The following is a 13,327-nucleotide window of genomic DNA, read 5'->3' as shown; positions in this document are numbered from 1 at the left end:
AACTTACAAAATTCACCGTAATTAATATAAGATTTATTGCTTTTATATAAAGAGGGTTATGCAGTAAGAGAATCTAGAAAAGAGGGAAGTTATTTTTTAATTATTCTTTTTTAGGAGTTCAGTTAATTTAAATTGCTGTAATTGAGGAATGGTTAAAAAACGTACTTTATTTAAAATTATGTAGTAATAAAAAAAGTAAAATTAATATTAATGAAACATTAACTCTGAAAAATAAATCTTTTAATATTTTGGAAATAGCAATAATTATTTCAAATAATCAAAAACAATGAAAAAACTAGGCATAGTCATCACAGATGGTGTTGGATTCCGGAATTTTGTAATGAGTGATTTCTTAATAGAAGCCAACCTGCAATTTGATGCTATTATTATTTATTCGGGGCTGCCTATTAGTGCTTATCCTGCTGTTTTGCCTTCGAGGGTTATTATAAAGGAATTGGATGTTTTTATAGAGGGCAAATGGACATGGTTTTTTAGAAAATGGAAGGAGCTGGCTCATTTACAAAAATTTAAGTCTTTTTATGGAATGAAAGACAACTTGCATTCCGGGTATCCTAAAACTAACTCTGCCCGATCTCTTTTAGTTAAAATTATTTACTTTTTTACCCAAACTGTTCACTCTTCTGCCAGTATTTTGTTTGCTGAAAAGCTACAGTTTTTGTCTTTTGCTCAACATAAAATTACGAGAGGCTATATTCAAATGTTGCGAGATGATCAACCGACCCATATATTTTTTACGCATCAAAGGCCTCCTTATTTAGCTCCCTTTTTATATGCGGCAAGTGAATCTAAAATACCGGTCAGCAGTTTTATTTTCAGTTGGGATAATTTGGCCTCCAAAGGCAGGATGTTGGGGACTTTTAATTATTTTTTGGTGTGGAGTGATTTAATGAAAAAAGAGTTGTTGTATTTTTATCCGAATGTAAAAGAGGAAAAAGTAAGAGTTGTGGGGACGCCTCAATTTGAGCCTTATGTGATGAATAAATACAAAACAGAAAAACAGGATTTTTATTCTAAGTTTACTTTACAACATAGTAAAAAAATAATTTGTTTCAGTTGTGCTGATGCCAGTATTGGAGCGAATGATCCTGTTGTGATTCGGACTATTGCCAATGCCATGCGAGAAGATATAATTGGAATTCCTTGTCAACTTGTTGTAAGGACTTCTCCAGCAGAAGGCCCAGAACGATTTGCTGCGATACAAAAAGATTTTCCTGAAATTATCTGGAATAACCCAAAATGGATTTTGACTCGGGAGAATCACGCTGAAAGCTGGTCGCAACGCATTCCCAGTGAGGAAGATATCAAGGATTTACGGTCCTTATTGGAATATGTTGATTTGAATATTAACATGTGCTCTACGATGAGTTTGGATTTTATGTTATTTGACAAACCAGTAATTAATACTGTTTTTGGAAATCCTGAAAATGGTTTGTATGATGACCAACGGTTCTTAGGATACGATCATTTCAAAAAAGTGGTTGATAGCCAATCTGTGAGTATTGCCAAGAATCCAATGGAGTTAATCGATCAAATCAAGGAAGCTTTAGCAAATCCTTCGGCGCGAACTAAAGAAAGAAAGGCTATGATTGACTTACAAATAAGTGAGGATTTAGTAGGAACCAGTAAGCGAATTGCCGCTACTTTATCACAATGGAATGACAGAGCCTAAAACAATAGCGGTACTTTGTAATTATGAACTGTTACCCGAAAGAGTAGGCGGAATGGATTACTTTTTTTGGCAGTTTAACAGCAAATGTGCCGCCAATGGTATTCAGGTCCATTGGTTTTTTCCGAATCAATCGGATCATGGAGAATACGCTGCTTTAACTATTTTTGACAGTGGGTACGAATCGGTAGAAAATTATTTTCTTAGTTTCTGCAAAACAAAAAAAAGTGAATATACACATATCATTACCCACTTTATCGAATTATGCACCCCTTTTTTTTATAAAATAAAGCAGTTTTCGGAAGCAAAAATTATTGCCATAGATCATAATCCAAGACCAATTTACGGCTATCCTTTAAAAAAGAGAATAGAGAAAAGAATCAAAGGGATTTTGTTTTCCAGATATATTTCGGTTTTTGTAGGCGTTTCTGATTATACTAAATCAGAAATTATACGTGACTTTGGTTCTGTTGTAAAAAAGAAGACGCTCACGATTTATAATGGGGTTGTATTTGAGGATATTTTACAACGAATGGATAGAAATACAGTACAACCCACCTTTTTGGCAGCATCACATTTAAGGGAATCCAAAGGGATTCAAGACTTAATAGCTGCTGTCGCACTGCTTCCCTACGAAATACAAAAGGCAATTAAAATTGATTTATATGGGGACGGTCCCTATAAAAGTATTTTGTTTGAAAAAATGAAACAGCATGATGTGGTGTCTTGTTTTACTTTTATGGGCAGCAGTCCCAACCTGAAAGCCTTGTTTTCAAATTATGATTACATGTTGCAACCCACCCACATGGAGTGTTTCAGTTTATCGATATTGGAGAGTTTAGCGGCTAATGTTCCTGTGATTACAACCAATGTTGGCGGTAATGAAGAAGTATTAGTCGATGGAGAAAACGGCTATATTTTTAAAGCTAAAGATGTTGTTGCTTTAAAGGATATTCTTGAAGACGTGTATTTGGGGCATAAAAAAATTGAAGCAAATACCAGAACGCTTGTTGAAGAATGTTTTTCAATGGCTAAAATGGTTGATCACCATTTGGTATTGGTATTACAGAATAAATCTTAATTTTACACCGTTAAATCGTTCCCATTCGTATGTTTTTTAATTCGTTTTCCTTTGCCATTTTCCTGCCTATCGTATTTGTGTTGTATTGGTTTGTTTTTAATAAAACCAAAAGCACTCAAAATGCAGTGCTTATTATCGCGAGTTATTATTTTTATTCCTGTTGGGATTGGCGTTTTTTGTTCTTGCTTGTTTTCTCTACTTTTTTAGATTATTATACCGGTATTCGGATTGAAAAGGCTAAGACGGAACTGGGACGGAAATTTTGGTTCTGGTTGAGTATCAGTGTGAATCTGGGTTTCTTGGGGGTCTTTAAATACTATAATTTTTTTGCAGATTCTTTTTCTCAATTATTAAATGGATTCGGGCTTCAAACAAGTCCCCTGTTGCTGAACGTGATTCTGCCGGTGGGTATTTCCTTCTATACGTTTCACGGGTTATCATACGTCATTGATATTTATTTAAAGCGTATTAAAGCTGAATATAACTTTGTCGATTACTCTTTGTTTGTCAGTTATTTTCCATTGCTTGTCGCGGGACCCATTGAAAGAGCGACTCATTTATTGCCACAGGTAAAAGTGAAACGCAGTTTTGACTATCAAAAAGCCAAAGAAGGAATCTTTCAATTTGTCTGGGGATTGGTCAAGAAAGTGGTAATCGCGGATACTTGTGCGACTTATGCCAATGCGATTTTTGATAATTATGAATCGATGAATTCTTTGTCACTGCTTCTTGGTGCGGTTTATTTCGCTTTTCAAATTTATGGTGATTTCTCCGGTTATTCAGATATGGCATTGGGAATGTCAAAACTGTTTGGAATCGATTTACTGCGTAACTTTAATTACCCGTATTTCTCCCGTGACATTGCCGAGTTTTGGCGTCGTTGGCATATTTCATTATCGTCTTGGTTTCGGGATTATTTATACATTCCGTTGGGAGGGAGCAATGGTGGTACAGCGATGAAAGTCCGCAATACTTTTATCATATTTTTAGTGAGTGGTTTTTGGCATGGCGCCAATTGGACTTTTATTGCCTGGGGTTTTATTAACGCTTTGTATTTTTTACCGCTATTGTTGTTGAAACGGAATCGGTCTAATATGGAAACAGTATCGTTGTATTGGGATTTGGACTCTGTCAAGGTTTTCTTCAGTATTATCAGCACGTTTGCATTGACCTGCTTGGCCTGGATTTTCTTCCGAGTAAAATCGATAGCAGAGGCTTTTGAATATATTGGGCGTATTTTTACCAATAGAATTTTTGAATCACAGTATTTGGAAAACGAGCGTTACAATTATGAAATCATTATTTTGATACTTGCTTTTATTATTGTGGAATGGAACAGCCGCACGCAAGTAGAACCCATTTCCGGGAGATATAGTTATTTGAAATTAACGTTATGCCTTGCAGCGATTGTAGCACTGGGAACGTATTCCGATTATAAAGAATTTATTTATTTTCAGTTTTGATATCAGTAGGGGAATCGATTAAGGCTTAATGGAGTCCTTCGTCTACGCTCAGGAAAGACTGTAGTGGAGTTGTCAAATCGAGTCCTTCGTCTACGCTCAGGACAGGCTATAGTCGAGTTATCAAATCGAGTACTTCGTCTACGCTCAGGACAGGCTATAGTCGAGATTAGTTTTGGAATATAAGGCGTCTCGACTGTACTTCGACTAAGCTCAGTATAAACTTTCGACGTGACAAAAGATCTCGAGTTATCAAATCTAGTCCTTCGTCTACGCTCAGGACAGTCTATAGTCGAGATTCGTTTAATTTTAAAAAAGCGATATGAAATTCTATTATGTATATATTCTTCGTTGTATTGACGATTCACTATACGTAGGTGTGACTTCTGATATTGACAGGAGAGTTATCGAGCACAATGCCGGTAAATATCCAGAAGCCTATACACATAGTAGAAGACCTGTGACGTTAGTTTTTTATCAGGATTTTACAGATCCGAATCAGGTTATTGAGTTTGAAAAAAAATTAAAAAAATGGAGCAGGGTTAAAAAACAGGCATTAATTGATGGGAATTTTGATAAATTACAAGATTTATCAGAATGTAGAAATGCAACGCATCATAAATACAGATCGGATTTTGAAGATATAGAAGAATAGTTTGACTAAGCGTCTCGACTGTACTTCGATTCCGCTCAGTATAAACTTCTGACGTGACAAAGAGTAGTTTAATTCTCAAATCGAGTCCTTCGTCTACGCTCAGGACAGGCTTTAGTCGAGATTAAATTGATTATTAAAGGCGTCTCGACTGCGCTCGACGTGACAAAAGATCTCGAGTAATCAAAACGAGTTCTTGGTCTACGCTCAGCACAGGCTGCAGCCGAATTGTCAAATCGAGCGCAGTCGAGATTCATTGAGACATAAAAGCGTCTCGACTGTACTTCGACTCCGCTCAGTGTAAACTTTCGACGTGACAAAGAGAGTAGTTTAATTGACAAATCGAGTCCTTCGTCTACGCTCAGGACAGGCTTTAGTCGAGATTCATTAAGACATAAAAGCGTCTCGACTGTACTTCGACTTCGCTCAGTATAAACTTTCGACGTGACAAAGAGTAGTTTAATTGTCAAATCGAGCTGTTAAATACAATACATTAAAATACTAGAATAATAATACAGAATAAAACAACAATGAAGCAGTTTTTAATTTTTACCGTCAAAACCCTTGTGCTACTATTTTTACTGTTAGTGGTATTGGATTTTTTGTATACGACTGTTTATTTACAGTCTTCGAATAGAGGGAAAATTGATTATGTTTACAACTCAGCAGCGCGGGATTACGATGTGGTTGTTTTAGGATCTTCCAGAGCCAATAATCATTTTGTAGGTCCTATGTTTGCCGAAAAAGGATTGAAAACGTTTAATTATGGGATGAGCGGAGGCCATTTATTTGAAGCGTCGTTGCTCTTAAAACTTATGGTGGAACGAAAGTATACGATAAAAAATGTGATACTGGAGACCGATTTGAATTTGTCGAATGAACAACGAGCAGAAGGAATTGCGGCAAAATTTTTACCATATATTCATAATTCGGAAATAACAAAAAATCATTTCTCTGCAGAAAAAGACTTTAATGAATTGTATTATATTCCTTTTTACAGATATGTCGCATTTGAGACTCGAATTGGTTTTAGGGAGATCTTTTTTAATGCCATTCATAAAAAGACAAATCATTTACTGAATATGGGGTACTCGCCATTGGGAAATGGTAAGGGGAACATGAAAAATAATATTAGCAATTTAAAACCGTTGCGTAACAAGTATTATGAAGAAATTAAACAACTTTGTGAGGACAATAACATCAATTTGATTGCTGTAATGACACCGATGTGCAGTAATACCAAAGGATTGAATTATTTTGAAAAAGTGCAACAGCTTTATCCTGAAATTCATAATTATGAAAAAGCGGTAGAGGGAGATCAGTATTTTTCTTCCTGCGGACATCTGAATGATACTGGAGCACGATTGTTTACCAGTGTAATTATTAAGGATTTTTTTAATAAATAACCATGAAAATAGCTTTTTTAACGCCGGAATATCCACATCCCAAAACAGGAAGTTCGGGAGGAATAGGCACCAGTATCAAAAATCTGGCGATGGGACTTTTGGCGGAAGGGTGTTCTGTCCGTGTTTTAGTGTATGCACAAAAAGAAGAAGGTATTTTTTATGATAACGGTATTTGTATTCAACAAATCAGAAATGTAAAATTTAAGGGATTGTCATGGTATCTCACCCGAAAAAAACTGGAGAATATTATTAATATTTTATACGGGGATAATGAAATTGATTTGGTAGAAGCGCCGGATTGGACTGGAATTACGTCATTTATTTCCCCTAAAAAATGCCCTGTTGTGATACGATTAAATGGCTCAGATACTTATTTTTGTCATTTGGATCAGCGCCCCGTAAAATGGGTAAATCGATTTCATGAAAAAAGAGCTTTGAAAAATGCTGATGGGTTGCTTTCTGTGAGTCAGTTTACCGCTGATACCACAAATGAGGTATTTGGTTTAAAGAATAAATTTACAATCATTCCGAATTGTATTGACATGGATGTGTTTAATAATAACAATATCAATTGCAATAGCAATAACAATGTCAATGAAAATTGCAATAATAATGTCACTGTCAATAGTAATAATATCAATAATAAAAACACCATACTGTATTTTGGGAGTTTAATCCGTAAGAAAGGATTGTTAGAACTGCCATTTATTTTTAATGCGGTGGTCGCTAAAAAACCAGAGGCGAAATTAATTCTGGTGGGAAAAGATGTTCCAGATATTATTTCGGGGCATTCTTCCACTTGGCAGATGATGCAAGGCCTATTTTCTCCAGCTGCGCTGCTGAATGTGACTTATTTAGGCGCTGTGCCGTATGAGGAAATAAAAAATCAAATTAGCAGAGCGACGGTTTGTGTATTTCCTACTTTTGCGGAAGCCTTACCCGTTTCCTGGATTGAAGCCATGGCATTGGAGAAACCTATTGTAGCCTCGAATATTGGATGGGCAGCAGAAGTTATTGATGATGGTGCCAATGGGTTTTTAGTACATCCAAAAGATCATTTGCAGTATGCTGCTAAAATTATTCATTTGATGGAGGAAGATAATTTACAAAAAGAATTTGGATCAGCGGCAAAAAAGAAAGTTAGCGAAAAATTCAGTATCCAAAAAGTGGCACGACAGAGTTTAGTTTTTTATAAAAAATTTTACAATAAATAGATTTAGTTATGCTCTTAAAAAAGTAGTAAACTGTGATTCTTCAAACAGAAACTTCTACAGCAGTAGAAGTTGTAATCAGCAGATTGAATAATACAAGTCATATAAAAATAAAGAGTTAAGGTATAAATACAAATGGACAATTTACAATTAAAAGAATTTACTACTGCATCAGGTGAAATCCTATTGTACGCCGGTACTCCAGATTTTATCCAATTAGAGGTTTTGTCCAAAGGAGCGGGCGATATTTGGCATAGTTCTTTTGAACAAGGCTATAAAAATGCATTCCCTGAATTAGTCTATCAAACTGCCGTCTTCTTTTGGTATTTAAATGATTTTGATGGCTTGGATCAATGTGTCAGCTGGAGGGTTAATCCTAATGCTTTTGCGGTTCGTAAATCAGTATGGGACCTTACGAAAGGTTTTGATAGCGATTATGAAAATCCTCAAATGCAGGCTTTGGATTTTGGTTTCAGATGCATCCGTTTTTTAGGAGGAGTTCCATTGTATGTTAAAAATTTATTTACTGTTGCGCAAAAAGAAATTGTTGGTATTTCACAAAAGGACCGTCATCTTTTTTTTAGGAAAAATTATAAAATAAGCCATGCTCTTTTTATGATTTACAGACTGGGGTTTTGGAAAATTTCGGAATGGATTACCTTTTTTAGTATTAAGCGCGCCTATCAAAAAAGGAATGATACTTCCAAAATTCCATCGAGAGCTCTTCTCTCTATTCAAGATCACCCTAGTGTCAGTTATATTATACCTACAATGTTCCGCCAAGAATATACGTTACAATTGTTAGACGATTTGTCTAATCAAAACTATAAACCTACACAAGTCATTGTGGTAGATGCCACTCCGTCCAGCGAGAGAGATGAAGCAGCCTACGAACAAAAGAAGTATCCCTTTGAATTAAAAGTAATCTGGCAACAGTCTAAGGGGAGCTGCAGAGCCAGGAATGAAGCGATTGCTTTGTGCGTGGGTGATTATATTGTTTTTGGCGATGATGATATTCGCATTCCTGCGGATTTTATCCAAAATCATATTCGGTTCTTACAAACGTATTCGGTTGGTGCCTGTAACGGGCTGGATATCCGTGCGGATCACCACAAACAGAATTTAGAGGATTTGGCCCATAAGTTAGAACTATTACGTCGCCCTCCATTTGTTGCTGGTTGCACCCAAATGTTTAGCAATGCCAATTCATGTGTCAAGCGGGAATTTGTAAATCAGTTGGTCGGGAATGACGTTAATTTTGATGGCGGTTACGGCGAGGACAGTGATTTTGGAATGTCGTTAAGCAAAATCGGAGTAATCGTTTTAGCTAATCCATTTGCTGCTAATCTGCATTTAAAACCTCCCAGCGGAGGCTATCGTTTTTGGGGAACCCAGGCTAAATTGCTTGGTAAAAAAAGGAAAGCACAACCTTGGGAACTAGATACCCCCGTGAAAAATATAAAACCAGTTCCTAGTCCAACAATTATGTATGGGATAATGAAACATTACAGTCCTAAACAATTGATAGAGTATAAGTATAAGCATTTTACCTATTATTTATTTACGGGTTCTAAAGTTGCTTTTTTGTATCGTTTGTTTCGACTTCCCTATAAAAATATTCAATTTAAGAAATCGGTTTTTTATGCGGATAAATTGCGAACTTTAGGAATAAGACATAAATAAAACATGAAAATATCTCTCATAATATGCACCTATATGCGTCCCCAATCGCTGCACCAATTGTTACAATCTGTTCAGAATCAAACAAAGTATCCAGATGAAATTTTGATTATCGATGGCTCCACTAATCAGGATACGGCGTTAATTTTAGGGAATAATCCATTTGATCATTTAAACTATTACTCCGTTCCACCAGAATATTGTGGTTTAACAAAACAACGTAACTATGGAATTGAAAGAGTTGCAGCTGATTCAGAAGTTATATGCTTTTTAGACGATGATATCGTATTAACAGCTACTTATTTTGAAGAACTATTAAAAACGTATCAAATCTTTCCAGAGGCGTTAGGTGTTGGAGGGTATATTATTGATGAAACTAAAATTGAATTTGTTGGAGAAAAATATCAGCCAAAAATGGATGAATTTTATTTTGACGGATGGAAAAGAAAAGATGGCAGTCGATTTGTGTTAAGAAAAAAATTAGGATTGGATAGTGATTGTCCACCCGGATATTCTTCCCTATACTCGCATGGTCGCAGCGTGGGGTTTTTGCCTCCAAGTGGGAAAACGTATGAAGTGGAGATGTTGATGGGCGGAGTCTCTTCGTTTAGAAAAAAAGTATTTGATACGTTGCATTTTTCAACTTATTTTGAAGGTTATGGGCTGTACGAAGATGCTGATTTTACTTTAAGAGTTGCTAAAACGGGTATATTATATTTGAATACTGCTGCAACACTGTATCATTATCATGATACCGCAGGAAGACCTAATCAATATCAATACGGGAAGATGGTGGTGCGAAACGGATGGTATGTGTGGAGAACGAAAAATCCTAAGCCAACATTTATACATCAACTAAAATGGCATGCTATTACTTTGATTTTGACCGGTATTCGGTTTAGTAATACTTTAACGGGCAGTAGTAAAAAAGAAGCTTTTACGGAGGCAGTAGGCAGGACATTAGGTTGGTGGAGTTTGTGGTTCAATAGCCCGAAAATTAAATAATGACATTTTATTTTATAAATAATAATAGAGAAAAATGAATAAATATAGTTTATGTAAGGTTTGTGGTGGAAAAGTAAATTTATTGAATCAAAAATATGATTTACTTCAATGTAACAATTGTCAATTAATTTTTTGCTCAAAAATTTATACTCAAAGCGAATTTATTACACTTTATGACGAATTGTATAATAAAGACAATCCAAAATACAATAGTTATTCAGTTGAAGAGTATGATATGATTGTTGAAAACAAAAAAATAAAAATTGGATTTTATCGATCCAGATTTTTAAAAAGATATGTTTTAAATGGGAAATGCAGTTCTGTTCTTGAAATAGGTAGTGGTATTGGATTACTTGGTACTTATATTCGAAAAAAAAATAAAAAGATCAACTACATGGGAGTTGAAATTGATAAAAAGGCCTTTGAAAAATCTCAAGACTTAAAATTAAACACTATTAATGCTGATTTTACGGAAATAGACAAAATCGAAGAGTCTTTTGACGTTATTATGCTTTGGGAAGTTCTTGAACACCTTCAAGACTTAGGTTTATTTATGGAATTAGCTCATAAAAAATTGAATAGTAACGGAAAGATTATTCTTTCTACTCCCAATTATGAAAAAATACTAAATTATCCTGAAGGAGAAAAAGAGACTATTTATCAAGATGGACCTCCTATTCATTTAAATTTTTTTACTAAAGAAAGTATTAAGACCATTTTTGAACTTAATTATTTTGAGAATTGTAAAGTGAAAGTAAAAAAATTTCCGGGCTTTGAGGTGAAAAACTATAATTTCTATAAAAATATTGTAAAGGCTATATTTAATAAATTTTATGGATCTACGATTTTTCTTGTAGCTACAAAAAAGGATTATTAAATGCAATATTTTTAGATTATGGACTCATATTACAATTTTAAAAAATAGTATAAATGCAATTATTACTTTCAACGTGGACACATCATTTAAATCAGCTTATTTACTCTTTTTATTATTTCTGCGAAAAAGAAAAAATAGAGATGAATATTAAACAGGATAAAAGTATTGTTTACAATGGAGCGGTATTATTAATACAAGGAAAGAGTGTTTTTTTTGATTTTTCTGATGATTCTTTATTCTTAGATATTCCAAAAAAGTTTAGTTTATATTTTAAGCGTTCACTTCGTGAAAAGGATGAAAATGCTAACGTTATACCCCTAAATTTTAATGTTCCATTAGCATACAAAAGTTTATCGCTTTTAATGAATTTAAAAAGTGATTTATTATTAGATAAAGGGAGTAGAGTAGAAGTTCTTAAAGCGTTAGATGTTTATGGTTTTGCCTCTAAGTCTTCCCACTGTATTTTAGATATTAGAAGGTATCCTGAAAAGATAATTGATAATGGAGGTAAAGTGCTTTTTCATACCCGCTTATGGAACCCAGACAATCATCCTGATGAAGATGAGAAGGAAAGAAGAGTTTTGCAAAATGATTTTAGGATCAATGCCTGTCGTATTATCAAAAAAAACTTCAATGATGCTTCCGTTGGATTATTTGCCGATAGCTTATCTAAAAAATTAGCACCGGATCTTTTATTAGACCCCAAAGAATCAAAGAAAGATAATTATTTAAAACGTTTGCAATATTATGATATTGGAATAGCCGATGACGGCTTAAAAAACACTCCCGGCTGGAAAATAGGCGAATATTTATTGTTTGGAAAAGCAGTTATCACGACTCCTTTACATATAGCATTGAATGATTTTGAGGAAGGGGTGAATTATGAAATGGTTTCAAACCGCAACGCTTATCTTGAACTACCGGATAAGATTCAAGGGTTACTTACCAATAAGAAATATATGGATATAGCTTCAGCTAATAAAGACTGGAGTGATAAATTTCTACATCCAGATTGCTACATTCAAAGAATATTATCAATAGTTGAAGATAGAAATAGTTATTAAATTTATGAAATTCGCCCTATTCACCCATGTTCCCCATTCAAAAGCAGATAATTTGTATTATGCTTACGCACCTTATGTTCGAGAAATGAATGTCTGGGGAAAGAATGTAGATGAATTAGTGGTTGTAGCTCCTTTTTTTTCTGGTAAAGTAACAGTTATTGACAGTCCTTATGAACATCAGAACCTACAATTTATCCCCGTTCCAAGTTTTGATTTATTATCGGTAAAAGCTGTTTTGCTCACTTTATTTAAACTTCCCGGTTTACTTTGGATTATTTTTATTGCTATGAAAAACGCCGATCATATTCATTTACGGTGTCCCGGAAACATTGGGTTGCTTGGGTGTTTTGTTCAGATTTTATTTCCAAATACTCCCAAAACAGCCAAATATGCCGGAAATTGGGACCCTAAATCGAAGCAACCTTGGACGTATCGACTCCAAAAATGGATATTAAGCAACACCTTTTTGACCCGAAATATGCAGGTTTTAGTGTATGGAGCATGGGAGGGGAGTTCTCGGAATATCAAACCTTTTTTTACCGCTACGTATTCGGAACACGAAAAAATGGTGCTAACACCAAAAACGTTGGCAGGCAGAATTGATTTTGTCTTCGTAGGTACTTTAGTCAAAGGAAAACAGCCGTTGTATGCCATTCAGTTGATTGAAAAATTGCATCAAAAAGGGTATGCCGTGCGTCTGCGTCTGTATGGCGAAGGAGTAGAACGGGAAGTTTTAGAGGAATATGTCCTAAAGCATCAGCTTGAATCCATTATTACTTTAGAAGGAAATCAATCCAAAGCTATCGTACAGAAAGCCTATCAAGACAGTCATTTTGTGGTATTACCCTCTGATAGTGAAGGGTGGCCAAAAGTGATTGCCGAGGGGATGTTTTGGGGTTGTGTTCCTATTGCTACTTCAGTTTCGTGTGTCCCTTTTATGCTGGATTATGGGAGTAGAGGGGTTTTGCTGGAAATGAATTTAGAGCATGATAGTCTGCTAATAGAGGCGGTTTTAAAGGATCAAACCGATTTTGATGCTAAAAGAAATAAAGCTGCGGAATGGTCCAGAATGTTTACACTGGATGTTTTTGAGGAAGCGATTTTTAAAAGTTTAAAGTTTAAAGTGTAAGAGTTTATATAGTTTGAAGTTTAACGTTTAAATAGTATAGGTTTAGAATTTAAATAGGTAACGGTTAAGAATTTA

Annotated in this window: 11 protein-coding genes; all 11 read left to right on the top strand. The window is 34.9% G+C overall.

Going from position 1 to position 13,327, the window contains the following annotated elements:
* The first annotated feature begins 286 nt into the window (after window positions 1–286).
* The 11 genes from IWX80_RS10855 to IWX80_RS10805 all read left to right on the top strand — a co-directional run bounded on the left by IWX80_RS10855 (window position 287) and on the right by IWX80_RS10805 (window position 13,252).
* The gene (locus IWX80_RS10855; protein ID WP_196853456.1) at window positions 287–1,690 is read left to right on the top strand and encodes a hypothetical protein; all 1,404 of its coding nucleotides are present in this window, start codon (window positions 287–289) and stop codon (window positions 1,688–1,690) included.
* Complete coding sequence (locus tag IWX80_RS10850) at window positions 1,677–2,768, top strand: glycosyltransferase family 4 protein (protein ID WP_196853455.1); 1,092 nt, start codon at window positions 1,677–1,679, stop codon at window positions 2,766–2,768. The genes IWX80_RS10855 and IWX80_RS10850 overlap by 14 nt, the downstream gene beginning before the upstream one ends.
* Window positions 2,769–2,797: 29 nt before the next feature.
* Window positions 2,798–4,231, top strand: a complete 1,434-nt coding sequence (locus IWX80_RS10845; RefSeq protein WP_196853454.1) for an MBOAT family O-acyltransferase — start codon at window positions 2,798–2,800, stop codon at window positions 4,229–4,231.
* A 319-nt stretch (window positions 4,232–4,550) separates the two neighbouring features.
* Window positions 4,551–4,883 carry a GIY-YIG nuclease family protein gene (locus IWX80_RS10840; RefSeq protein ID WP_196853453.1) on the top strand — a complete coding sequence of 111 codons (333 nt, stop codon included), beginning with the start codon at window positions 4,551–4,553 and terminating at the stop codon, window positions 4,881–4,883.
* Window positions 4,884–5,410: 527 nt separating this feature from the next.
* Window positions 5,411–6,286, top strand: a complete 876-nt coding sequence (locus IWX80_RS10835) for a hypothetical protein (RefSeq protein ID WP_196853452.1) — start codon at window positions 5,411–5,413, stop codon at window positions 6,284–6,286.
* A 2-nt stretch (window positions 6,287–6,288) separates the two neighbouring features.
* Window positions 6,289–7,500 carry a glycosyltransferase family 4 protein gene (locus tag IWX80_RS10830; RefSeq protein WP_196853451.1) on the top strand — a complete coding sequence of 404 codons (1,212 nt, stop codon included), beginning with the start codon at window positions 6,289–6,291 and terminating at the stop codon, window positions 7,498–7,500.
* 132 nt (window positions 7,501–7,632) lie between these two features.
* Window positions 7,633–9,180 carry a glycosyltransferase family 2 protein gene (locus IWX80_RS10825; RefSeq protein ID WP_196853450.1) on the top strand — a complete coding sequence of 516 codons (1,548 nt, stop codon included), beginning with the start codon at window positions 7,633–7,635 and terminating at the stop codon, window positions 9,178–9,180.
* Between the two features lie 3 nt (window positions 9,181–9,183).
* Window positions 9,184–10,182 carry a glycosyltransferase family 2 protein gene (locus tag IWX80_RS10820; RefSeq protein WP_196853449.1) on the top strand — a complete coding sequence of 333 codons (999 nt, stop codon included), beginning with the start codon at window positions 9,184–9,186 and terminating at the stop codon, window positions 10,180–10,182.
* 34 nt (window positions 10,183–10,216) lie between these two features.
* Window positions 10,217–11,059: a class I SAM-dependent methyltransferase gene (locus tag IWX80_RS10815; protein WP_196853448.1), complete on the top strand. Its 843-nt coding sequence runs from the start codon at window positions 10,217–10,219 to the stop codon at window positions 11,057–11,059.
* A gap of 53 nt (window positions 11,060–11,112) precedes the next feature.
* Window positions 11,113–12,123 (top strand): hypothetical protein, encoded by a 1,011-nt coding sequence (locus IWX80_RS10810; protein ID WP_196853447.1) that lies wholly within the window; start codon window positions 11,113–11,115, stop codon window positions 12,121–12,123.
* 4 nt (window positions 12,124–12,127) lie between these two features.
* Window positions 12,128–13,252, top strand: coding sequence for a glycosyltransferase family 4 protein (locus tag IWX80_RS10805; RefSeq protein WP_196853446.1), 1,125 nt, complete (start codon window positions 12,128–12,130; stop codon window positions 13,250–13,252).
* Window positions 13,253–13,327: the final 75 nt, after the last annotated feature.

The sequence above is a fragment of the Flavobacterium sp. CAN_S2 genome (genome assembly GCF_015752255.1).
Lineage (GTDB): Bacteria > Bacteroidota > Bacteroidia > Flavobacteriales > Flavobacteriaceae > Flavobacterium.
This window is presented reverse-complemented; position numbering and strand designations above follow the sequence as displayed.

Bases quoted from the DNA above. Each gene is read 5' to 3' on its own strand.
- IWX80_RS10855 (WP_196853456.1), top strand. From the start codon at position 287: ATGAAAAAACTAGGCATAGTCATCACAGATGGTGTTGGATTCCGGAAT.
- IWX80_RS10850 (WP_196853455.1), top strand. From the start codon at position 1,677: ATGACAGAGCCTAAAACAATAGCGGTACTTTGTAATTATGAACTGTTA.
- IWX80_RS10845 (WP_196853454.1), top strand. From the start codon at position 2,798: ATGTTTTTTAATTCGTTTTCCTTTGCCATTTTCCTGCCTATCGTATTT.
- IWX80_RS10840 (WP_196853453.1), top strand. From the start codon at position 4,551: ATGAAATTCTATTATGTATATATTCTTCGTTGTATTGACGATTCACTA.
- IWX80_RS10835 (WP_196853452.1), top strand. From the start codon at position 5,411: ATGAAGCAGTTTTTAATTTTTACCGTCAAAACCCTTGTGCTACTATTT.
- IWX80_RS10830 (WP_196853451.1), top strand. From the start codon at position 6,289: ATGAAAATAGCTTTTTTAACGCCGGAATATCCACATCCCAAAACAGGA.
- IWX80_RS10825 (WP_196853450.1), top strand. From the start codon at position 7,633: ATGGACAATTTACAATTAAAAGAATTTACTACTGCATCAGGTGAAATC.
- IWX80_RS10820 (WP_196853449.1), top strand. From the start codon at position 9,184: ATGAAAATATCTCTCATAATATGCACCTATATGCGTCCCCAATCGCTG.
- IWX80_RS10815 (WP_196853448.1), top strand. From the start codon at position 10,217: ATGAATAAATATAGTTTATGTAAGGTTTGTGGTGGAAAAGTAAATTTA.
- IWX80_RS10810 (WP_196853447.1), top strand. From the start codon at position 11,113: ATGCAATTATTACTTTCAACGTGGACACATCATTTAAATCAGCTTATT.
- IWX80_RS10805 (WP_196853446.1), top strand. From the start codon at position 12,128: ATGAAATTCGCCCTATTCACCCATGTTCCCCATTCAAAAGCAGATAAT.